A 22,237-nucleotide genomic window follows, 5' to 3' on the forward strand; every position below is an offset into this window, starting at 1 on the left:
AGTATAAATGGCCAATTCCGATCAAGCAGAACTTGTTTTCCTGCCCCTAGGTGGTGTCGGCGAGATCGGGATGAACCTGGCAATGTACGGCTATGGTCCTGCGCATAAACGCGAATGGGTTGTAGTCGATATGGGCGTGAGCTTTGCCGGCCCCGACCTTCCAGGCGCTGATCTGGTGTTGCCGGATATTCGTTTCCTGCAAGCGGAACGCCACAATCTCAAGGGCATTGTCATTACGCATGCCCACGAGGATCATTACGGTGCGTTGCTTGACCTTTGGCCCTTACTGAACGTTCCCGTTTATGCGACGCCCTTCGCGGCAGGTCTGCTTGCTGCCAAGCGCCAGTCGGAACCTGGTGCACCGAATATTCCTGTAACGATCTACCGGGCGGGTGAAGCTTTTAACGTGGGTCCATTCGAGTTCGAAGCGATTGCCGTGACGCACTCGATTCCCGAGCCCGTTTCGCTGGCGATCAAGACACCGCTGGGTACGGTCATTCATACTGGCGACTGGAAGATGGATCCGGAACCTTCGCTCGGACCGCTCATCAATGGAGCGCGGTTTCGCGCACTCGGCGACGAGGGCGTGCTCGCGATGATGTGCGATTCTACCAATGCCTTGCGCGATGGTGAGTCCCCATCCGAGCGCGAGGTAGGCGAAAGCTTGCGTGAGATCATAGAAAATGCCCGCGGCCGGGTTGCGATAACAACGTTCTCATCGAATGTCGGGCGCATTCGCTCGATAGCTTTAGCGGCGCGCGATGCCGGCAGGCAAACGCTGGTTCTTGGCCGATCGATGAAGCGCATGATCGATGTGGCGAGCGAGCTTGGCTATCTCGATGGCGTTCCCGAATTCCTGTCCGAGGACGACTACGGCTATATACCGCGCGAAAACATGGTGATCGTCTTGACTGGCAGCCAAGGCGAGCCGCGCGCGGCGCTTGCCAAGCTCGCGCGCGACGAAATGCGCAACGTTGCATTATCGGCAGGCGATACGGTGATCTATTCTTCGCGCCCGATTCCCGGTAACGAAAAACCGATTATCGATACGAAGAATCTGTTGATCGAGCAGGGCATCCACATCATTTCCGACGGCGATCAATTGGTTCACGTCTCCGGTCATCCGCGCCGCAATGAATTGAAGCGCATGTACGAGTGGGTGCGTCCACGCATCCTCGTACCTGTGCATGGCGAGGCCGCACATCTGGTCGGACAGGGTTCGCTGGCGGCGATGGCGGGAATTCCGGAAGTGCCTCAGGTGCGCAATGGCGACGTTTTGCGTCTTGCGCCGGGTAAGGCGGAAATCATTGATCAAGCTCCGATTGGCCGGTGGTACAAGGACGGCAAGCTCATCGGTGATGAGGAAGAGGTCGGCATCGTCGATCGCCGCAAGCTTTCCTATGTCGGACATGTTGCGGTTTCGATGCTGCTTGACGAGAAATTCAACATCATGGAGGACCCTGAGATCGTTCCGATCGGGCTTCCGGAAAATGACGCCGAAGGTGAGCTGCTCGAGGATCTGCTGTACGATGCGGCGGTGAGTGCGGTGCAAAGTATTCCGCGTGAAAAACGCAAGGATATTGCCATGGTGCGCGAAGCAGTGCGCCGGGCAGTTCGCGCCGCGGCCAATGAGGTCTGGGGTAAAAAGCCGGTGGTTACGGTTTTCGTGACCCGCCCATAAGGAAACGCCCATGCTGGGACGTCTCAATCATGTCGCGATCGTCGTGCCTGACCTGGAGGTAGCGTCCGTGATTTATCGCGATACGCTTGGGGCAAAACTGACACAGCCGCAAGCTTTGCCGGAACATGGCGTCACCGTCGTCTTCATCGATGTTGGCAATACCAAGATTGAATTGCTGGAACCGTTGGGCGCGGACTCGCCCATTGCCGCATTTCTGGCCAAAAACCCGTCAGGCGGTATGCACCATGTCTGCTACGAAGTGCCCGATATCCACGCGGCGCGCGATCGGTTAAAAAAGCAGGGTGCGCGCATCCTTGGTGATGGCGAACCGAAGATCGGCGCGCACGGCAAGCCCGTTGTTTTTCTTCACCCGAAGGATTTTAGCGGAACGCTGATTGAACTGGAGCAAGAATAAGAATGCCAATCGCGACAGCAATGGCGGTGTATTTCATATTTTGGTGGCTCACTCTTTTCACAATGCTGCCAATTGGCCTTCGCACGCAGGCCGACGAAGACGATGTGACGCTGGGAACAACACCGAGCGCACCGCACAAGCACCGGATGGGCCGGGTTTTCCTGCTGACGACGATTGTGGCCACAATCATATTTGCCATCTTCTATGTCGTGAATGAGGTGCTGGGCTACGGAGTAAACGATCTGCCGGTTTTTTTCCCGCAACTGGACTGAATTTCGCCAGTTAGAATTACTCGCCACGAAAAAAATCAAATTAGCTTGCTAATGGAATTGGATGCGGCGCGCGCCAGTAATCTCTCACATCGTTCCTACCGCAATTTTATTTACAATGAAGTGTTGGAAGCTGAAGCACCAAGAGGCAAGTTATATGTTACTTCAAGAAAATACAGCAACGTATTGATTCGACAAATTCAGACAAAAAAAATGCAAGGCTTTCACCTTGCATTTTAAAGATCGCGTCTGACCAAATCCACTTGCGTGGCGGCTGCGGAAAACCGCGCCTAGGTCACATCCTCCCAAGACTTTGACCGCGTAGGAAAGCAGAAATATTCTTACTTTCTCCTTATGATTAAAAAAATAGCGGACTGCCTGCGAAATGTCACGAAAAATATTCGTTCTTGTCATTTTTTGCTTACAAATCCAGCAAGGCAGTGAATCTCTTATAAATCCCCACCCGTTTCATTTGGCATTACGGGTTCCCAATCCACCGGGAAGCCGGTAAAGAAACATCACTTTGCACTTGGTTTTGCCTGATTCTTAAAGCACTCAGGCGATGTTCAATTTGGTGATTCTCCATGCGGCTTTCCCGTTACCTTTTACCCATCCTGAAAGAAAACCCCAAGGAGGCGGAAATCGTCTCCCACCGCCTGATGTTGCGGGCAGGTCTTATACGCCAGGAATCGGCGGGCATCTATGCCTGGTTGCCGGCCGGTCTGCGGATTCTGAACAAGGTAAGCGCCATCATTCGCGAGGAGCAGAATCGTTCCGGTGCAATCGAACTCCTCATGCCGACAATCCAGTCCGCTGATCTTTGGCGCGAAAGCGGACGGTATGACGCCTATGGCGACGAGATGTTGCGCATCAAGGATCGTGGTGATCGCGACATGCTCTTTGGTCCGACGAATGAGGAAATGATCACCGAGATTTTCCGCGCCTATGTCAGATCCTACAAAGACTTACCGCTCAATCTTTATCATATCCAGTGGAAGTTTCGCGATGAGCGCCGCCCGCGTTTCGGGGTCATGCGCTCGCGCGAATTCCTGATGAAGGATGCCTATTCCTTCGATCTGGATTTTGAGGGCGCGAAAGCGGCATACAATCGCATGTTCGTTGCCTATCTGCGCACGTTTTCGCGACTGGGTATCAAAGTCATTCCCATGCGGGCCGATACGGGTCCGATCGGAGGCGATCTCAGCCATGAATTCATCATTCTCGCCGATACAGGCGAGAGCCAGGTTTTCTGTGATCGTGCCTATCTCGATCTGCCCGTGCCCGGTCCCGATACCGACTTTAGTGATGATGCGCAGATTGCCGATATCGTTAAGCGCTGGACCACGCCTTATGCTGCCACCGACGAAATGCATGACGAGGCGGCGTGGGAAAAGGTCGATGCTTCGGAGCAACTCGCTGCTCGCGGTATCGAAGTGGGCCACATTTTCCACTTTGGAACGAAATATTCCGAACCAATGGGCGCCAAGGTAACCGGACCAGACGGCAAGGACTACCCGGTTTCAATGGGCTCCTACGGTATTGGGCCGTCGCGTGTAGTCGCTGCAATCATCGAAGCGTCGCATGACGAGGACGGCATTATCTGGCCGAAAGCCGTTGCGCCCTTCGGTGTGGGTATTGTGAATATGAAACCCGGCGACGCAGCCTGCGACGCCGTTGCGGCTAAATTGTACGATGCGTTGACAAATGCTGGCCTTGAACCTCTGCTCGACGATACGGATGACCGCCCAGGGGCGAAATTCGCTACCATGGATCTGATTGGGCTGCCCACACACGTGATAGTCGGCCCGCGCGGCGTTGCTGCCGGTGAGGTAGAGATCAAGGACCGAGCGACCGGCGAGCGCGAGACCTTGAGTATCGAAGCTGCGCTTAACAAGCTCGCGGGCGTTCAGGCAGGAATTTTATGAGCGAAAAGGCAGTCACCGCGCCGAACGGTTCCAAGCCGTTCTCAGCCTATGAACGTATGATCGCCTGGCGCTATTTGCGCGCCCGGCGCAAGGAAACGTTCATTTCCGTGATTGCCGGATTCTCTTTTACCGGGATCATGCTTGGCGTTGCAACGTTGATCATCGTGATGGCAGTGATGAACGGCTTTCGCGCTGAACTCTTGACGCGCATCCTCGGCATCAACGGTCATGTTATCATGCAGCCGATGGATCGGCCTTTCGACGATTACGATGCGGTCATCAAGCGCGTCGACGCTGTCCCTGGTGTTTCCTTTGCTATTCCAGTCGTCGAGGGCCAGGTGCTGGCCAAGGGTAATGTCGGGGCAGGGGCTGGCGCCCTGGTGCGCGGCTTGCGCGAGGAAGACATCGCGAAACTTCAGCTTGTTTCCAAAAATGTGCGCCAAGGTACGTTTCAGGGATTCAACACGGCTGGCGGCGTCGCTATCGGGACGCGTATGGCTGAAAATATGGGTCTCGGTCTCGGTGATAAACTTACCTTGATATCTCCGGATGGGGATGTGACGCCGCTCGGCATGGCTCCGCGTGTCAAATCCTATCCGGTTACGGCCATATTCGAGATTGGCATGTCCGAGTATGACGCATCGATCGTACTTATGCCGCTCGATGAATCGCAGCTCTATTTCAACCAGGAAAACAAGGTTCAATCGATCGAGATATTCGCCGATAATCCGGACAATATCGACGCGTTGAAGAAACCGATCGAGGATGCGGCACAGCGCTCGATCATGCTTACCGACTGGCGTCAGCGCAACCAGACGTTCTTTTCCGCCCTTCAGGTTGAGCGCAATGTCATGTTCATGATTCTGACGCTGATCGTTCTCGTCGCGGCTCTCAATATCATCTCCGGACTTATAATGCTGGTGAAGGACAAGGGGCATGACATTGCCATCCTTCGGACCATGGGGGCGACGCGAAACTCGATCCTGCGCATCTTTCTTATGACTGGTGCTGCGATCGGCGTGACCGGAACGATTGCAGGTGTGGTTCTTGGTGTCGTCGTATGTCTCAACGTTGAAAGAATCAGAGAATTCTTTTCCTGGATTTCCGGCACCACGCTGTTCAATCCTGAACTCTATTTCTTGAGCACCTTACCCGCCAAAATGGATTTCAACGAGACCTTCTCGGTCATTCTCATGGCATTGGTCCTGTCATTTCTGGCAACGTTGTTTCCAGCATGGCGCGCAGCCAAGCTCGATCCCGTTGAAGCCTTGAGGTACGAATAACATGGTGGCAGGGCCAATTTTGCAGCTGATGAATGTCGGCCGCCGTTATGATGAGATTGGCCGTGAGTTGGTCATTCTCAACGACGCCAGCTTTTCGCTTGGCAAAGGCGAGATGGTGGCGCTTGTCGCGCCTTCCGGGGCCGGCAAATCGACACTTTTGCATACGGCTGGATTGCTGGAGCGGCCAGATAGCGGCGATGTCATTCTCGATGGCAGGTCCTGTGGTTCGCTTTCCGATGAAGAGCGTACGGCCATACGGCGAAACGACATCGGCTTTGTCTATCAGTTCCATCATCTTCTCCCGGAATTCACGGCATTGGAGAACGTTATGATGCCGCAACTAATTCGCGGTATGAAGCCAGCTGTGGCGTCCGAGCGCGCCCAGCAGTTGCTCGATTACATGAAGGTTGGCGCACGTGCTTCGCACCGTCCCAGCGAACTCTCCGGCGGTGAGCAACAGCGCGTGGCTATTGCCCGTGCTGTGGCAAATGCACCGTTGGTGCTTCTCGCTGATGAGCCTACAGGCAATCTCGATCCGGTGACATCTTCCTATGTGTTCGAAGCACTTGAAGCGCTTGTTAGACAGTCGGGGCTGTCAGCCATGATAGCCACTCACAATTTTGAGCTGGCGCGCCGCATGGACAGGCGTGTGACGCTCAAGGACGGCAAAATCACCAACCTCTGATCGCGCGATCCATTTTACCTTCCATTAATATTTCGACAACCATAGCGCCAATGGGCGATTTGGTGTACTTGACTTTAGAACAAAAATAGAACAAAACATAGACATACATGAAACGAAGAAGGGTTTTACCGATGAGCGAACTTTTCCAGGACGTTATGTCATTCGTTACAGTCAGCCTGTTCATTGCGACGTTTGCAATGTGGGTCAGCGCAATCTGACGAAGTCGGGATCGCTGCAACTGAACGTTTTGAGTGCTTGTGATCCCGATTCTTGTCCACCGATGAAAATACCTGAAGCCTCAATACTGGTGGACACCTCATCGCGCATGTCCGACTATAAATGCGCGGTGAATCAGTTTCTCCGTTCAGGTTTTCGGAGACAGAATAATTGGCAGATGGACAGATCAACAGCGGTCTAGGCGTCGCGAGCAAACAAGCGTTGCGCTTCGTGCACCTTAGAGTCCATTCTGCGTATTCCTTACTTGAAGGTGCCCTGCAGGTCCCGAAAGTCATTGATCTCGCCGTTGGCAACAAGGCGCCGGCGATTGCGATTACCGACACTAATAATCTTTTTGGGGCTCTTGAATTTGCCCAGAAAGGATCGAAGGCAGGTCTACAGCCTATTATTGGCTGTCAGCTTGATATCGCCTTTCATGACCAGGCGGAGGAAAGCCGCAACGCCAACAGGCGCGAAGCGCTGGGACTGGCGCCGCTCGTGCTCCTTGCTGCCACGGAGGTAGGCTATGCCAATCTCGTGCGCCTCGTCAGCCGCGCGTACCTGGAAACCCCAGCTGGTGATCCTGTGCATATCACATCGGCGTGGCTCAAAGGTCGTACGGACGGTATTATCGCTTTGTCTGGCGGTCCCGAAGGCCCCATCGCCAAATCGATCAAGGACGATCGGATTGATCGTGCGCGGCAGCGGCTGAATTATTTGAAATCGCTGTTCGGTGATCGGGTCTATGTTGAGCTCCAGCGTCATCGCGGTTACGATCGTGTATTGGAGGCGGCCCAGGTTGAACTTGCGTACGAGTTGGAGCTGCCACTCGTTGCCACGAACGATGTGTTTTTTTCCAAAAGTGCTGACTATGAAGCGCACGATGCACTTTTGGCGATTGCCTCCGGCTCTCTTCTGTCGATTGACGATCGCCGCAGGTTGACACCGGATCACTATCTCAAGAGCGAAGACGAGATGGTGGAGTTATTTGCCGATCTGCCTGAGGCAGTGGAGAATACTGTCGAGATAGCACTGCGTTGTTCCTACTACCCGAAGAACCGTGCGCCGATTTTACCGCGCTTTACGGGCGAGAGTGCTGACCCGGAAGCGGCGTTGCAAGCCGAGGCCGATGAGTTGGCGCGTCAGGCGCGGGAAGGCCTTGCGCAGCGGATCCAGACCTTGGGGCTAGCCGGTGGACATACAGCCGAGCAATATTCGGAGCGGCTGGAATACGAGATTTCTATCATCACCCGGATGAAATATCCGGGTTATTTTCTTATCGTTGCCGACTTTATCAAATGGGCCAAAGCTCATGATATCCCAGTCGGTCCCGGACGTGGATCAGGCGCGGGTTCACTTGTCGCCTATGCCCTGACGATCACGGATGTCGATCCCCTTCGTTTCTCCCTGCTCTTCGAGCGCTTTCTTAATCCGGACCGCGTCTCGATGCCGGACTTTGATATCGACTTCTGCCAGGAACGCCGCGATGAGGTTATTCGCTATGTTCAGGGCAAATATGGCCGTGATCAGGTAGCTCAAATCATAACCTTCGGTACGCTCCAGGCTCGCGCCGTATTGCGCGATGTCGGGCGTGTATTGGAAATGCCGTATGGTCAGGTCGACCGTTTGACCAAAATGGTGCCAGCAAACCCGGCTAATCCCGTGACTTTGTCTAAGGCGATCGAAGACGAGCCACGATTGCGGGAGGAACGTGACAAGGAGCCAGTCGTCGAGCGATTGCTCGACATATCCTTGAAGCTGGAGGGGCTTTATCGCCACGCGTCGACTCACGCCGCGGGTATCGTCATCGGTGATCGGCCTTTGTCAGAACTTGTGCCGATGTACCGCGATCCGCGTTCGGATATGCCAGTTACGCAGTTCAACATGAAGATGGTTGAAGAGGCTGGGCTGGTCAAATTCGATTTTCTGGGTCTGAAAACGCTGACAGTTCTGCAGACCGCCGTCAATCTCCTCAAGCGGCGCGGCATCACGGTAGATCTTTCGAATCTGCCCTTCGACGACAAGCCCACTTACGAGATGTTATCGCGCGGCGAGACTGTCGGGGTGTTCCAGGTGGAAAGTACCGGCATGCGCAAGGCGCTGATCGGCATGCGGCCTGACCGGATTGAGGATATCATCGCGCTCGTCGCGCTCTATCGGCCGGGCCCGATGGAGAACATTCCGACCTACAATGCGCGCAAGAACGGCGATGAGGAGATGGCATCGATCCATCCGAAGATCGATCATCTCGTCAAGGAAACTCAAGGCGTCATCATCTATCAGGAACAGGTGATGCAGATCGCGCAGGAAATGTCGGGCTATACGCTCGGCGAGGCCGATCTTCTTCGGCGTGCCATGGGCAAGAAGATCCGCGCCGAGATGGACATGCAGCGGGTCCGATTTGTCGACGGTGCTGTCGAGCGTGGAGTGACCAAGCCGCAAGCCAACTTCATCTTCGACCTGTTGGCCAAGTTCGCGGACTACGGATTCAACAAATCCCATGCCGCCGCCTATGCGATCGTGTCGTTCCAGACGGCCTACATGAAGGCCCACTATCCAGTAGAATTCCTTGCCGCATCAATGACATACGACATGTCCAATACGGACAAGCTCAACGATTTCCGCCGGGAGGCGGTACGGCTTGGCATCGAAGTCGTCACTCCATCGGTCAATACGTCTTATCGTTTGTTCGAGGTAGGCGAGAACCGCATCTTCTATTCGCTGGCGGCCATCAAGGGCGTTGGCGAAGCAGCTGTCGATCATATTGTCGAGAAGCGCGGTGCGACGCCCTACGCCAGCCTCGATGACTTCTGCGAGCGGATTGATCCGCGTGTCGTCAACCGCCGTGTCTTCGAAAGCCTTATAAATGCTGGGGCTTTCGACTGTTTCGGGCGTGAACGACCGGCGCTGATTGCCGGGCTCGACCGGATTATCGGTCATGCACAACGCACGCAGGAAGACAGCGTTAGCGGTCAGGCGGATATATTCGGGGGAATGGCCGCAAGTGCCCAAACCATCCAACTTCCCGCGGCTGCACCTTGGCTTTCGGCGGAGAAGTTGCGACGGGAATTCGAGGCGGCGGGGTTCTACCTCTCGGCGCATCCGCTCGACGAGTACCGGGCGGTGCTTGAAAAGATGCGCGTCCAGACTTGGTCGGAGTTTTCGGCGGCGGTCAAGCGCGGCGCCAATGCAGGGCGTCTAGCCGGGACAATTACGGCCAAACAAGAGCGCAAGACCAAAACCGGCAACAAGATGGGAATCATCCAATTCTCTGATTCTTCAGGACAATTCGAGGCGGTACTCTTTTCTGAAGCTCTGTCGCAGTACCGCGACCTGCTTGAGCCCGGTCGCTCGGTAGTGGTTACTGTTGGTGCCGAGGACCGCCCGGAGGGCATCAGTCTGCGCATCCAGACGGCCCAATCGCTCGAAGATGAGGCGACCCGCATGCAGAAGGCACTGCGCCTTTATATGCGTTCCAGCGAACCATTAAGCGCCATTACTCCCTATTTAACCCCGCAAAACGACGGCCAGGTGGTGAGCCTGATCCTGATCAAGGAAAATGGCGCAACCGAAGTGGAGATCGAACTGCCGAACCGCTATCGTGTCGGTCCGCAGGTCGCCAGTGCGATGAAAGCCATTCCGGGAATTGTGGAAGTCGAGATGGCCTGAGGGGCAAAGCCTCAACCGGCTGCAACTGAATTGCAATTCCGGGTGGAGGTTTTCGTTCCAGATTCGGAGAGTCTTGTCCCATATTTACCGATTTTCATTTGAATCCGTGTCATCTGGCAGAGCTTCGACTCGAGATTTGACCCTGCCGAACGTGTATCCGGTCTCGACAGCATGGTTGCCGAATTTCCCGCGAAGCTTGTCTATTGCCGTTTCGGCAACCGCACGTTTAGTGGCCTGAATATCGACAAGGTCGAGCGGGTCGGCGCGATCATCATTGCCAAGGTCGCTGACGCCGATCCCGAGCAGACGAAATCGCGTGCCGTCGATTTCTTTTTCAAGCAGCGAAAAGCCGGTGCGGAAAATCCGGTCGGCCAGTTGTGTCGGATCGGCCAACTGCCGGTTTCGGGTTCTGAGTTTGAAATCCCGGGACTTCAATTTGAGAATGACAGTCCTTCCAGCGATGTCAGCCGCTTTGAGGCGCCTCGACACCTTTTCCGATAAAGACCGCAAAATCGGTGTGAGCTCTTCAAGCGATGCGATATCTTCATTGAAGGTCGTTTCAGCGGATACACTTTTGCTCTCGCTGTCAGGTTCGACGCGGCGCGTATCAAGTCCCCGCGATAGACGGTAGAGGCGCTGTCCCATCGTTCCATAGGCGGCCATCAAGGGGCCGAGCTCCATTGTTTGAAGTTGGCCTATGGTGCGGATGCCGTCGCGCTCAAGCGTTGCATTGAACGCCTTGCCGACGCCCCATATCATGGTCACCGGTTTATCGGCGAGAAAAGCGGGGGCCTCTTGTTGTCCGATGATGGAAAAGCCGCGTGGCTTCTCGAAGTCCGAGGCGATCTTCGCCAGGAACTTGCAGTAGGAAATGCCGACCGAAACGGAAAGCCCCATTTCTCGTTCTACACGATTTGAAAAATGCGCCATCACCCGGGAAGGTGGATCGTGATGCAGACGCTCGGTCCCCGACAGATCCAAAAAAGCTTCATCGATCGACAACGGCTCGACCAAAGGAGTCAAATCGCGCATCATCTGCCGGATTTCGCGACCGACCCGCGCATATTTTTCCATGTTGGGACTGATGACGACAGCGTGCGGACAAGCCTCCAGGGCCTTGAACATCGGCATCGCCGACTTCACACCATGGATGCGGGCGACGTAGCAAGCTGTTGAAACGACGCCGCGTTTTCCGCCCCCAATAATGACGGGCTTGTTTCGCAATTCCGGATTGTCGCGCTTTTCAACCGAAGCGTAGAACGCATCGCAGTCCACATGAGCGATGCTGAGGCGATAAAGCTCTGGATGGCGCACGAGACGTGGGCTCCCGCAGACATGGCAGCGGCGTCCTTCCGACTTCTGGGCGGCCAGACAGTCACGGCAAAAACCAAATCTCGGATCGTTGAGGGTTGCCATCGGGGTCCGGAACATAAAAGGAACGAGCAGACCTTAGCGAAGGTGCCTTTACCTTGCAACGACCAGCCGAAGCCTATCAACCGTTCAATCGATATCTTGCCGGCCACCAGGAAGGAGCCGCAGTGCTTCCTGGAAAAGGGCAGGATCAGTTCCTGTTGCCTCGCAATAACGCATTAATGTCGGTTCGTGCCCAAGGTAGAACTGGAGAACGCCCGCCAGAAATCCCGGTTCTCCGGCTGCCGTCCGAATCTGATCGGCGGTGATCCCGGTCAACGCAAGGAACCTGGAAAGCAATTCACTGTCGTCGGCCAAAAATATCAAAGAATTGATTGCCAGGGATTCCGCATCGCCAACATTGATCTGCTTCCTCATTAATTCCGCCTGTTCATGGTTTTGCTGAGTTCTGTTGCCGAAGAATAGTTCAATTTGGCCACGTTAAACGTCATTTCATTGTCCCAAAATTCACTACCGCCGGTTGAATATGATCAAAAGAAGATGTTCAATAAATGCTTGGTTAAACATGATCAGCAGCATTTCGGGATTGGGCTGAAGAGTTTCCTTTTCATCAATCATCACAGGCTATCAAATGCATCCATACAGTTGGGGCTGTGATCTGATCTTTGTCCCATAGATCTTGACGGGCGGCATGCGTTCTTCAAGCATGATCAACAGGAAATTGCCAATGGTAAAGAAAGTGATGATCGTCGAGGACAATGAGCTTAATATGAAGCTCTTCCGCGATCTTATTGAAGCCAGCGGCTATGAAACCATCCGGACCCGCAATGGGCTGGAAGCGCTTGATCTGGCTCGCGAACATCGGCCGGATCTGATCCTCATGGATATTCAGCTGCCCGAGGTGTCGGGTCTGGAAGTTACGAAGTGGCTGAAGGCGGACGACGATCTGCATGTAATACCAATCATCGCCGTTACAGCTTTTGCCATGAAGGGTGATGAGGAACGTATCCGGCAAGGCGGCTGCGAGGCCTATATTTCAAAACCCATCTCGGTGCCGAAGTTCATCGAAACGATCAAATCTTATCTTGGCGACGCTTGACCGTCAGGGGAGTGAAATATGACGGCCCGCATACTAGTCGTTGACGATGTTCCCGCCAATGTGAAGCTGCTCGAAGCACGGCTGAGCGCGGAATATTATGAAGTCGTCACGGCATCGGACGGCTATCAGGCCTTGGAGATATGCGAGAACAGCAATGTTGACCTCATTCTGCTTGATATCATGATGCCAGGGTTGGACGGCTTCGAAGTTTGCCGCAGGCTGAAGTCGCAAGCCTCTACCGCACATATCCCTGTGGTGCTGGTCACAGCTCTGGATCAGGACACAGACCGCATTACCGGACTGAACTTTGGCGCTGATGATTTCCTGACCAAACCCGTAAACGACTTGCAACTTCTTGCACGCGTGAAGAGCTTGGTGCGGTTGAAGAACCTGACCGACGAGCTGCGGCTACGTGTTGCTACTACCCGCGATGTTGGATTGGAGTCGATCTTGCGGTTCCCGATTGGCAGCGAGGGCAGTGCCAAGAACGCCCGTGTTCTGCTAATCGATGAACGACCCGAAAGTGTCGAGCGGATTCAGCGCATATTGGCCGACGAAGGGGTCGTTGATGTTCAAATGGATCCGCAAACGGGATTCTTCGACGCTATCCAAGGCAACCATGATTGCCTGATCATCTCGTCAAGCTTCACAAATTTTGACCCGCTGCGCATCTGTGCGCAATTGCGGTCGCTCGACAACACGCGGTCGCTGCCTATCATCCTTGTGGCAGATCGGGGTGAAGAACCATTGATCCGACGCGCCCTGGAATTGGGTGTGAACGACTATCTGGTGCGACCGCTGAACCCGAATGAATTGTTGGCGCGGTTGCGCACACAGCTTCGACGAAAAGCCTATCATGATGGTTTGCGCGCCAGTGTCGTCAAGACCTACGAAATGGCGGTGACGGATAGCCTGACCGGTTTGCATAATCGTCTCTACCTTGAGACGCATCTGGCAACCTTGTTCAAGCGCGCTGTCGAACGCCGGCGGCCCTTGTCCATTCTCATGACCGATATCGACCGGTTCAAGCTTATAAACGATACGCATGGTCACGACGGCGGGGACGAAGTGTTGCGGGAATTCGCAAGACGCCTGCGGCGGAATGTGCGCGGGAGCGATCTCGCGAGCCGCTATGGCGGTGAGGAGTTTTTCATAGTGATGCCGGACACCGATTCGGCGCTCGCTGCCGTTGTGGCCGAGCGCATCAGGCGCGAGGTCGCAGCGACACCGTTTGTTGTCAACCAAAGCGGGACCGGCGCTCCCGTAACAATCAGCATCGGCATTGCCAGCGTTCTGCACAAGGAAGACACTGTGCAAAATCTGCTGAAGCGTGCTGATGACGCTCTGTATGGCGCCAAGGCTGCCGGACGCAATCGCGTTGTGTCGGCCGCGGCCTGACAAATAAAAATCAACAACTTATCGTTTTTACGTAATGGAAGTTGCAAACAAAAATGCCGCCCGGAGGCGGCATTTTTGTTTCCGGAAAAACAAGATTACTTGATCTTGGTTTCCTTGAATTCAACGTGCTTGCGTGCGACCGGGTCGTACTTGCGGAAAGACATCTTCTCCGTCTTGGTACGGCTGTTCTTGCTCGTAACGTAGAAGAAACCGGTGTCAGCGGTCGACAGAAGCTTGATCTTGATATTCGCAGCCTTGGCCATTTTCAGTTTACCTGTTCTGATTATTGAGGACCGCTATTCAAGTCCAGCAACGTGGCCATAAGCGGAAATTCGGCCGGACACTTAACCGAACGGCGCCAAAAGTCAAGCCTGCGTCGGTCACCGCGCCAATATAATCGATCAATCGGCGTGTCCTCACTGCAGGACAACCTTGTACCGCATTTCCCGAGATTCGATTCAACCCTGCGTTCGTTGCCGAGCACCTCAAAGCACGCGATGAGTCGACCTTCGAGTTTTGAAGGCAAAAGCAGCAACACCGAGCCAGCCGGTGCATTGGGGGGGGAGATAGGCTCCCCCGACTGCGGCAAGAGCCTTGCCTTCAACCTTGGAGTTGAATCTATGCGGTATTTGCCGTTTAGCATCAGCCTTACTATGAAAAGAACCCGGACGTGCTGGACAATAGCGATCCGGGTTCACTTTCAAAGATAAGGAAGAGAGAGGCGGGCGAAAGCTCGTCTCTCACTCCGGGGTCAATATAACACCGTGGCGAATAATTCCAAGCGCGCTGTAGTTGTACTCGCTTAGGGTCCCGACCTAACCCCTGCGGCTGATCAGGCGTGAGCCCACCAAAAGCGCGTAAGCAGCGAAAAATATCGCGAGGGCGACTGCAAAGCCCGCGGGGCCCATCAGATCCATGCCGATACCGACGGCTTGTGGACCGACGAGCATACCGACTGCGTAGCAGAAGACGAAGGCGGCATTGGCCGAGGCGAGCTCGCGCCCCGTAAGCTGCGAGCCCAGGTGGGCCAAGCCAACCGTATAAAGGCCGGCCACAACGCCGCCCCAGACGAACAGCAATCCCGCGACGAGATACCAGTTGGAATAGATGAATGGCAGGACGCACATGCCCGCCAAGCCGATCAATGCGCAGACAAGCAGGATCTTGCGGCGATCATTGACGTGATCGCTGAGGAGCCCAATTGGAATTTGCAGCAGCACGTTGCCTAGCCCGATGGTCGTGAGAAGGAGAGCCGCATTTGCTTCGCTATAGCCGATCCGGGAGCCGAAGACGGGAAACAGCGCGAAGCCACCGGTCTCGACGGCGCCAAAGACAAAGACGGCTGCCGTCGCAGTGGGCACAGCCCAAATGAACGGTGCGAAAGGAACATGCTCCTCCTCATGGAAATCCGGGCTTTCCTTCCACGCGAAAAGCACGGGCAACATGGCGAAGATGATGATGCAGAAGCCGACCGCAAACGGCATGATGCCAACGCTGCCGATGCGCGAGAACAGCCATGGTCCGAGCGCGAACCCCACGGAAAGGACGGTGGCATAAATACCAAGCACCAATCCGCGTTTTTCGGGAGGAGCGGCGGCATTGATCCAGTATTCGGAAAGGATGAACAGCATTGTCAGCGCGAAATGCAGGAAAACGCGCAATACGACCCACATCCAGAACTCGGTAAAGAAGTGAAACCCCACGAATGAGAAGCCGCCGATCAGCAACATTCCAAGCAGGGTCGGCACTACACCGAACCGAGCCGCGATTGGAGCAGCGAAAGGAGCGGCGACAATCGATGCGATGCCCGCGACCGCGGCGTTCAAGCCTATCATGGTGGCCGAATGGCCGCGGCTTTCCAGAATGACGCTCAGGAGTGGAATGCCAAGTCCGATGGCGACACCAACAGAGCTGATGGTGGCGATGGCCGCGACAAGCGCGCGCCAGGAAGACCGGACGGTTGTCTGGTCAGTGGTCGGCGTTGCATCCATAAATCAAAAAACCTCTCGGACGAATCGTCCATATTTCATGCGGTAACGAATGACAGCGTTGCCCGGGTCTAGGGTAGGATTTGCGGCAAGAATGGCCTCGGCCTCCATTATGATCGTCCGGGTGATCTCGGGAATATCCAGTTGGTTGGCCTCATGGAAGGAGAGCCAGCACAATTCTTCGAGTTCTTGTGACGGCCCGGTTGCTTCGGGAAGGGTATCGGCGACGGCATCGCGAAAAGCAAGGAAGAACCGTGTATCGAAACGGCGGGAGCGACCAGGCGGCGTGGTGGCTCTCGCAAAATAGCGCAGGACGGAAAGATCGGGAAGAATCTTGCGTTCGACAAAAGCGGCCCAGTCCGGGTGCGATATCGAAACGGTATCTGGATGCCGGCGTCCGAGAAGAAGCCCTGCCTCTTCATAGGTTTCGCGAACGGCGGAGAGTGCGATTGCCCGGCAGCGTTGAACGCTTGAGCGACTGCCCATGCCGGTCAGCAGTTTTGCTTGATCAACATCGGAGAGTTCAGCAATGGCGGATATGCGGCCGTCCGCTGGTTCCGTCCGCCCACCCGGAAAGACAAATTTCCCCGGCATAAACACGTGACGCATGTGCCGCTTGCCCATGAGGATGCGCAGATCCTTGCCGGAGCGGTCGATGAGCAACAAGGAAGCAGCATCGCGTGGCCGGATAGGAGCTATCGGCTTGTCTTTTTGGATCGGGATGGCATTGCCTTGATCATTCACTGTTCCCGTGGCTCCTGATCGTCAGTCTCGCCGCCAAAACCATGCATGTAATTTGCCCATTGCAACCCGATGATGGCGCCCTTGACCGGCTGCAGCAAACCTATCGACAGGAGGATCGTCAAGGGAACCCAGATGGCCAGATGCACCCAATTGGACAATATGAAGAGGGTTTCAACAGCCAGAAATCCGCCGAGGACGATGTGGCCAACGATCGTGATGGTGATATAGGCCGGAAAATCGTCGGCCCGCTGATGGGTGTAGTCCTCGCCGCATGCAGCGCAATGGTCGACAGGCTTGACGAAAGCGCGAAATAGCTTGCCTTCGCCGCAATGCGGGCAGCGACAGCGCAATCCGCGCCACATCGCCTGCCACACCGGCCGGCGCTCTCTCGCGGGCGCCGTATCGGCACCGAAAATCTGTTCTGCCATTACCTGCCTCTTCGTCCGCTCCGCGATACGGTAGACGGACGCTTCTGGTTTCCGCGTATAAAACGCTTTGCCTTGTGGTGCGAGCGCACGCCGCTCGGCACCGGGTGCGGTTCTGAAAGCATCTCGAACCGCAATGCGCCGGCAACCGGCAAGGCTTCGACCAAACGAACTTCGACGACGTCACCGAGGCGGAAACCCTTGCCACTGCGTTCGCCGGATAGAGCGTGGTTGGTTTCGTCGTAAAGATAGTAATCGTCACCCAAAGTTGAAATGGGGATAAACCCGTCCGCGCCATATGTCGCAAGCGAGACGAACAGGCCGGCTTTCGTAACGCCCTGGACGCGGCCTTCAAAACTGCTGCCCACCTTGTCCGCCAGATAGTGCGCGATCAGCCGGTCGACAGTGTCGCGCTCGGCGGCCATGGCGCGACGCTCGGACGTCGAGATCAGGGCGGCGATCTCCGGCAATGCCGCTTCCTCGTCCGGCGTCAGGCCATCGGGTCCAAGACCCAATGCCGAGATCAGCGCGCGGTGCACGATAAGGTCCGCATAGCGGCGGATGGGCGAAGTGAAATGCGCGTAGCGATGAAGATTGAGGCCGAAGTGCCCAATGTTTGCCGGGTTGTACTCCGCCTGCGATTGCGAGCGCAGCACGACCTGATTGACGAGATCCTGCTGCTCGCTGCCCTCGACGCGCTTCAGGATATGGTTGAACTGGTTCGGACGCAGTTCTGCGCCGCGGGCCAGCGATATATCCATTGTCCGCAAGAACTCACGCAGCGTTTCCTGCTTGGCCAGCGAAGGCGCGTCGTGGATGCGGAAGATCAGTGGCTGTTTCTTGCGCTCGAGTGTTTCGGCGGCAGCAACATTGGCCTGGATCATGAATTCTTCGATGAGCTTATGCGCATCGAGCCGCGGCGGGATCACGACCTTGTCGACCTTGCCTTCGGGTGTAAGCAAGATCTTCTTTTCGGGGAGGTCTAGTTCCAGTGGCTCTCGCGCATCGCGGCCGCGTTTCAGCACCACATAGGCAGCCCAGAGGGGCTTCAGGATCGTATCCAGCATCGGCGCTGTCTTCTCGTCCGTCGCGCCATCGATTGCTGCCTGCGCTTGCGGATAGGAGAGCCGGGCGTGCGAACGCATCATGACGCGGTGGAACGTGTGCGAGATCTTGCGGCCTTCGGCGTCAAAAATCATGCGGACTGCAAGGGCAGGGCGGTCGACCAACTCTTTCAGCGAACAAAGATCGTTGGAAATGCGCTCAGGCAGCATCGGCACGACGCGGTCGGGGAAATACACCGAATTGCCGCGCTTTAAAGCCTCGCGGTCGAGCTGAGAACGCGGGGTTACATAGGCTGCGACATCGGCGATGGCGACGGTCGCAATGAAGCCGCCCGGATTTTTCTCGTCCGGATCAGGTTCGGCATAGACCGCATCGTCGTGATCTTTTGCATCGGCTGGATCGATGGTCACCAATGGAACATGACGCCAGTCATCGCGATGCGCCATGGTTGCGGGTTTGGCCTTTTCGGCTTCCGCAGTGACGCTATCCGGAAAGACATGCGGGATCTCATGCTCGTGGATAGCGATCATCGACAGGGCTTTTTCACTCGCAACGGAACCCACGACCTGCGTGATCCGGCCCAGTGCAAGCCCGTAGCGGCTGACTTTTGAAACCTCGACTTCGACGAGGTCATTTGCCTTGGCATTGTTCAGTTGGGCAGGATCGATGGCGAGTTCGACTTGCCGCCGTTCGACGGGTTCAAGGCGCCACTCGCCATTGTCGAGTTTGCGCAACACGCCCAAAACAGCGTCCTTGCGATGCTCGATCTTCTTGATGACACGTCCCGTATAAGCGGGGCCGGTAGGGTCAGCACCATGAAAAATACGCGCCAGAACACGATCGCCCACGCCGGGAGTCGGGCCTTTCTGGTTGCGTGAGGCGCGAATGAATACGACAGGCGGCCGTTCCTGGTGATTGGCGTCCCATTCAGCAGGCTTGGCGATCAACCCGCCATCGCCGTCACGTCCGGTAATGTCGAGAACTGCCACGCTCGGTAGGCTGCCAGGTACGGCGAGCCGCTTGGCTCGCTTTTCGACCAAGCCGTCGCCAGCCAAATCCCTCAAGATATCCTTCAAGGCGATCCGTGCATCGCCTTTGATATTGAATGCCTTGGCGATGTCACGTTTGCCGGCAAGGTCAGGATTTTCCTTGATAAACTGGAGAATTGCGTCGCGGCCTGGCATATACTGTTCGCGACCGGAAGCCTCAGAATTGGCAGACCGCTTTTTTCCGTTGGGGGGAGAGATACGGCGTGCCAATCGATTTTTTCCTAACTTGCTTTTTTGGTGGCAGTCTTCTTCGCGGCCGGTTTTTTCGCGGTAGATTTTTTTGCTGCCGCTGCCTTTTTGGCCGGTGCTTTCTTGGTACCCTTGGAACCCGCCTTTTCAGCGATCATAGCAAGAGCTTCCTCAACGGTCACGCCCGCCGGGTCCTTGCCTTTGGGTAGCGTGGCATTGACCTTGCCCCAATTCACATAGGGGCCGTATTTGCCGTCGCGCACCGTGATGACGCCGCCATCGGGATGCTCGCCAAGGTCCTTGAGCGCTGCAGGCGTACCCCGACCGCGCCCCGGGCCCTTTGCCTGCTTGTCAGCAAGCACGGTAACCGCACGATTGAGGCCGATCGAGAACACGTCTTCCGCATTCTCCAGATTGGCATAGGTCCCATCATGCGTGATGTAGGGGCCGTAGCGTCCGATTCCGGCCGAGATCATCTTCGCCGTTTCGGGATGCTGGCCCACATCGCGAGGCAGGGAGAGCAGCGCCAGAGCCTTTTCGTGATCCAGCGCATCGAGCGTCCAGCCCTTTGGCAGGCTAGCGCGCTTGGCTTCCTTGCCATCGCCACGCTGCACATAGGGGCCAAACCGGCCATTGCGTGCGGTAATATCCTCGTCCGTATAGGGATCCTTGCCGAGCAGCTTTGGCTCGTCGCCGCCATTGCCGTTTTCGTTTGCCGCTTCGCTGCCGCCAAGCTGACGCGTGAATTTACATTCAGGATAGTTCGAACAGCCGATGAACGCACCATACTTGCCGAGCTTCAGCGACAGATTGCCCGTGCCGCAGACCTGACAGATACGCGGATCGCTGCCATCTTCACGCGGCGGAAACACGAGCGGGCCAAGCTGGTCATTCAATGCATCCAGCACATTGGTAACGCGGAGTTCCTTGATTCCATCGACAGACCCGAAGAAATCGGTCCAGAAAGCCCGCAGAACGTCCTTCCACTTCAGCTTTCCATCGGAAATCTCATCAAGTTTCTCTTCAAGATCAGCGGTGAAATCATATTCGACATAGCGCTTGAAGAAACTTTCCAGGAAGGCAATGACCAGCCGGCCCTTGGCTTCTGGAATGAGCTTGCGCTTGTCGATGGTTATATATTCGCGATCACGAAGGGTGGCGAGCGTCGATGCATAGGTGGAAGGACGACCGATGCCGAGTTCTTCCATCTTCTTGATGAGTGTTGCTTCCGAATAGCGCGGAGGCGGCTCAGTCGAGTGCTGTGTTGCGTTGATTTTCTCGCGGGCCAGAGCCTCTCCGGAGCGGATTTCCGGGAGACGTCCACCATCTTCATCGACGTCTTCTTCCTCGCGGTGATCCGTATAAGCACCGAGAAAGCCGTCAAACCTGATGACCGAGCCTGTCGCACGCAGTTGTGCGAAACGCGACCCGTTCTGCGCATCGATTTCGACCGTCGTTCGTTCGATATCCGCCGACTGCATCTGACTTGCGATCGCTCGCTTCCAGATCAGCTCGTACAACCGTGCCTGATCGGCATCAAGAAACTGGCGCATGTCCTTGGGATGCCGATTGAAATCGGTCGGGCGGATCGCTTCGTGCGCTTCCTGAGCATTTTTCGCCTTCGTGGCGTAAAAGCGCGGCTTCTCCGGCACATATTTTTCGCCGAAAACCTTACCGATCGTCTGGCGTGCCGCCTGAACGGCTTCGGGCGCCATCTGCACGCCATCAGTACGCATATAGGTGATCAAGCCAGCGGTTTCGGTACCAAGATCCATACCTTCGTACAGCTTCTGCGCAATCTGCATCGTGCGTGATGCGGAAAATCCGAGCTGACCGGAGGCCGCCTGCTGCAAACTCGATGTGGTGAAGGGCGGGCCAGGACTGCGCTTGATAGGCTTTGCTTCGACCGAGGCTGCCTTGAAGGACGCGCCTTCCAGCATGCCGCGGATCTCGCCGGCCTGTTCACCATTCTTGATATCGAGCTTGCCGAGTTTCTTGCCATCGACTGATACAAGCCGTGCTTCGAACCCGTCATTGCGCGGTGTTTTCAGGAGCGCGGCGATATTCCAGTATTCTTCGCGGATAAAGCGTTCGATTTCCGCTTCGCGATCCGCGACAAGCCGCAAGGCGACCGATTGGACACGGCCAGCGGAGCGTGCACCCGGAAGTTTGCGCCAAAGCACCGGGGAGAGGGTGAAGCCGAAAAGATAGTCCAAAGCCCGGCGTGCGAGATAGGCGTCAACGAGCGGCATATCGATGTCGCGCGGATTGGCCATGGCCTCCAGCACTGCACTCTTGGTGATCGCATTGAAGACGACGCGCTTGACGGCCTTTTTTCCAATAGCCTTTTTTTGCTGCAGTACTTCGAGCACATGCCAGGAAATCGCCTCGCCTTCACGATCCGGATCGGTTGCGAGAATGAGGCCGTCGCTCTCTTTCAAAGCTTTGACAATGTCGCTTAGTCTCTTGGCCGAGGCCGAGTCGACTTCCCACGACATCGAGAAATCATCGTCAGGGCGCACCGATCCATCCTTGGCCGGCAGATCGCGCACATGGCCGAACGAGGCCAGGACTGTATAACCCGAACCGAGATATTTGTTGATTGTTTTGGCCTTGGCAGGCGATTCGACGACGACAACATTCATTACAGATTTGAGCTTTCCTGCCCTTGTGAGATTGCAAAAGCACTAATTTAGCTTCGGAACAGGCCTGTGAAATGAACAGGCTTCGACACAACGTCAAGGTCTGTACATCAAAAATCGTGAA

The 22,237-nt window shown here is 55.7% G+C and carries 17 protein-coding genes; 9 read left to right on the forward strand and 8 right to left on the reverse strand.

What is annotated here, in order from left to right; all coding sequences use genetic code 11:
• Positions 1 to 7: 7 nt before the first annotated feature.
• The 7 genes from LB462_RS03455 (at position 8) to dnaE (ending at position 10,143) form a co-directional block, all read left to right on the forward strand.
• On the forward strand, positions 8 to 1,681 hold the full coding sequence (locus tag LB462_RS03455; RefSeq protein ID WP_224505954.1) for a ribonuclease J: 1,674 nt from the start codon (positions 8 to 10) through the stop codon (positions 1,679 to 1,681).
• A 10-nt stretch (positions 1,682 to 1,691) separates the two neighbouring features.
• On the forward strand, positions 1,692 to 2,096 hold the full coding sequence (mce, locus tag LB462_RS03460) for a methylmalonyl-CoA epimerase (protein ID WP_224505955.1): 405 nt from the start codon (positions 1,692 to 1,694) through the stop codon (positions 2,094 to 2,096).
• 2 nt (positions 2,097 to 2,098) lie between these two features.
• Positions 2,099 to 2,368 carry a DUF1467 family protein gene (locus LB462_RS03465; RefSeq protein ID WP_112530905.1) on the forward strand — a complete coding sequence of 90 codons (270 nt, stop codon included), beginning with the start codon at positions 2,099 to 2,101 and terminating at the stop codon, positions 2,366 to 2,368.
• Positions 2,369 to 2,949: 581 nt separating this feature from the next.
• Positions 2,950 to 4,290 (forward strand): proline--tRNA ligase, encoded by a 1,341-nt coding sequence (gene proS / locus LB462_RS03470; RefSeq protein WP_224505956.1) that lies wholly within the window; start codon positions 2,950 to 2,952, stop codon positions 4,288 to 4,290.
• The gene (locus LB462_RS03475; RefSeq protein ID WP_112530907.1) at positions 4,287 to 5,573 is read left to right on the forward strand and encodes a lipoprotein-releasing ABC transporter permease subunit; all 1,287 of its coding nucleotides are present in this window, start codon (positions 4,287 to 4,289) and stop codon (positions 5,571 to 5,573) included. Before proS ends, LB462_RS03475 begins: the two co-directional genes overlap by 4 nt.
• Before the next feature lies 1 nt (position 5,574).
• Complete coding sequence (locus LB462_RS03480; protein WP_114429312.1) at positions 5,575 to 6,258, forward strand: ABC transporter ATP-binding protein; 684 nt, start codon at positions 5,575 to 5,577, stop codon at positions 6,256 to 6,258.
• 402 nt (positions 6,259 to 6,660) lie between these two features.
• Positions 6,661 to 10,143 (forward strand): DNA polymerase III subunit alpha, encoded by a 3,483-nt coding sequence (gene dnaE / locus LB462_RS03485; protein WP_224506041.1) that lies wholly within the window; start codon positions 6,661 to 6,663, stop codon positions 10,141 to 10,143.
• Between the two features lie 84 nt (positions 10,144 to 10,227).
• Here dnaE and LB462_RS03490 read toward each other — a convergent pair whose 3' ends face one another.
• Together LB462_RS03490 and LB462_RS03495 are read right to left on the reverse strand one after the other, a co-directional pair.
• The gene (locus LB462_RS03490; RefSeq protein WP_370637039.1) at positions 10,228 to 11,559 is read right to left on the reverse strand and encodes a DNA polymerase IV; all 1,332 of its coding nucleotides are present in this window, start codon (positions 11,557 to 11,559) and stop codon (positions 10,228 to 10,230) included.
• A gap of 84 nt (positions 11,560 to 11,643) precedes the next feature.
• Positions 11,644 to 11,931 carry a DUF3572 domain-containing protein gene (locus LB462_RS03495; RefSeq protein ID WP_224505958.1) on the reverse strand — a complete coding sequence of 96 codons (288 nt, stop codon included), beginning with the start codon at positions 11,929 to 11,931 and terminating at the stop codon, positions 11,644 to 11,646.
• A 310-nt stretch (positions 11,932 to 12,241) separates the two neighbouring features.
• On the opposite strand from LB462_RS03495, the gene LB462_RS03500 reads away from it, so the two are divergent.
• Together LB462_RS03500 and LB462_RS03505 are read left to right on the forward strand one after the other, a co-directional pair.
• Positions 12,242 to 12,613, forward strand: coding sequence for a response regulator (locus LB462_RS03500; RefSeq protein ID WP_008122893.1), 372 nt, complete (start codon positions 12,242 to 12,244; stop codon positions 12,611 to 12,613).
• An 18-nt stretch (positions 12,614 to 12,631) separates the two neighbouring features.
• Positions 12,632 to 14,011: a PleD family two-component system response regulator gene (locus LB462_RS03505; RefSeq protein ID WP_224505959.1), complete on the forward strand. Its 1,380-nt coding sequence runs from the start codon at positions 12,632 to 12,634 to the stop codon at positions 14,009 to 14,011.
• A 95-nt stretch (positions 14,012 to 14,106) separates the two neighbouring features.
• On the opposite strand, the gene rpmG is transcribed toward LB462_RS03505, so the two are convergent.
• The 6 genes from rpmG to topA all read right to left on the reverse strand — a co-directional run bounded on the left by rpmG (position 14,107) and on the right by topA (position 22,116).
• Complete coding sequence (rpmG, locus tag LB462_RS03510) at positions 14,107 to 14,274, reverse strand: 50S ribosomal protein L33 (protein ID WP_008122896.1); 168 nt, start codon at positions 14,272 to 14,274, stop codon at positions 14,107 to 14,109.
• Between the two features lie 552 nt (positions 14,275 to 14,826).
• The gene (locus LB462_RS03515; RefSeq protein ID WP_224505960.1) at positions 14,827 to 16,002 is read right to left on the reverse strand and encodes an MFS transporter; all 1,176 of its coding nucleotides are present in this window, start codon (positions 16,000 to 16,002) and stop codon (positions 14,827 to 14,829) included.
• A 3-nt stretch (positions 16,003 to 16,005) separates the two neighbouring features.
• Positions 16,006 to 16,743 (reverse strand): NUDIX hydrolase, encoded by a 738-nt coding sequence (locus LB462_RS03520; RefSeq protein ID WP_224505961.1) that lies wholly within the window; start codon positions 16,741 to 16,743, stop codon positions 16,006 to 16,008.
• Entirely contained in the window at positions 16,740 to 17,171 is a 432-nt protein-coding gene (locus LB462_RS03525; RefSeq protein WP_224505962.1) for a DUF983 domain-containing protein, read from the reverse strand. The genes LB462_RS03520 and LB462_RS03525 overlap by 4 nt, the downstream gene beginning before the upstream one ends.
• The gene (gene rnr / locus LB462_RS03530; RefSeq protein WP_370637040.1) at positions 17,171 to 19,492 is read right to left on the reverse strand and encodes a ribonuclease R; all 2,322 of its coding nucleotides are present in this window, start codon (positions 19,490 to 19,492) and stop codon (positions 17,171 to 17,173) included. Before rnr ends, LB462_RS03525 begins: the two co-directional genes overlap by 1 nt.
• An 11-nt stretch (positions 19,493 to 19,503) precedes the next feature.
• Positions 19,504 to 22,116 (reverse strand): type I DNA topoisomerase, encoded by a 2,613-nt coding sequence (topA, locus tag LB462_RS03535; protein ID WP_224505963.1) that lies wholly within the window; start codon positions 22,114 to 22,116, stop codon positions 19,504 to 19,506.
• Positions 22,117 to 22,237 lie beyond the last annotated feature (121 nt).

It is taken from the genome of Phyllobacterium chamaecytisi, from assembly GCF_020164455.1.
In the GTDB taxonomy this organism is placed as follows: Bacteria; Pseudomonadota; Alphaproteobacteria; order Rhizobiales; family Rhizobiaceae; genus Phyllobacterium; species Phyllobacterium chamaecytisi.

What these genes read in the sequence shown, in the direction of transcription:
- LB462_RS03455 (WP_224505954.1), top strand. Translation starts at nt 8, where the DNA reads ATGGCCAATTCCGATCAAGCAGAACTTGTTTTCCTGCCCCTAGGTGGT.
- mce (WP_224505955.1), top strand. Translation starts at nt 1,692, where the DNA reads ATGCTGGGACGTCTCAATCATGTCGCGATCGTCGTGCCTGACCTGGAG.
- LB462_RS03465 (WP_112530905.1), top strand. Translation starts at nt 2,099, where the DNA reads ATGCCAATCGCGACAGCAATGGCGGTGTATTTCATATTTTGGTGGCTC.
- proS (WP_224505956.1), top strand. Translation starts at nt 2,950, where the DNA reads ATGCGGCTTTCCCGTTACCTTTTACCCATCCTGAAAGAAAACCCCAAG.
- LB462_RS03475 (WP_112530907.1), top strand. Translation starts at nt 4,287, where the DNA reads ATGAGCGAAAAGGCAGTCACCGCGCCGAACGGTTCCAAGCCGTTCTCA.
- LB462_RS03480 (WP_114429312.1), top strand. Translation starts at nt 5,575, where the DNA reads ATGGTGGCAGGGCCAATTTTGCAGCTGATGAATGTCGGCCGCCGTTAT.
- LB462_RS03490 (WP_370637039.1), bottom strand. Translation starts at nt 11,559, where the DNA reads ATGGCAACCCTCAACGATCCGAGATTTGGTTTTTGCCGTGACTGTCTG.
- LB462_RS03495 (WP_224505958.1), bottom strand. Translation starts at nt 11,931, where the DNA reads ATGAGGAAGCAGATCAATGTTGGCGATGCGGAATCCCTGGCAATCAAT.
- LB462_RS03500 (WP_008122893.1), top strand. Translation starts at nt 12,242, where the DNA reads ATGGTAAAGAAAGTGATGATCGTCGAGGACAATGAGCTTAATATGAAG.
- LB462_RS03505 (WP_224505959.1), top strand. Translation starts at nt 12,632, where the DNA reads ATGACGGCCCGCATACTAGTCGTTGACGATGTTCCCGCCAATGTGAAG.
- rpmG (WP_008122896.1), bottom strand. Translation starts at nt 14,274, where the DNA reads ATGGCCAAGGCTGCGAATATCAAGATCAAGCTTCTGTCGACCGCTGAC.
- LB462_RS03515 (WP_224505960.1), bottom strand. Translation starts at nt 16,002, where the DNA reads ATGGATGCAACGCCGACCACTGACCAGACAACCGTCCGGTCTTCCTGG.
- LB462_RS03525 (WP_224505962.1), bottom strand. Translation starts at nt 17,171, where the DNA reads ATGGCAGAACAGATTTTCGGTGCCGATACGGCGCCCGCGAGAGAGCGC.
- topA (WP_224505963.1), bottom strand. Translation starts at nt 22,116, where the DNA reads ATGAATGTTGTCGTCGTCGAATCGCCTGCCAAGGCCAAAACAATCAAC.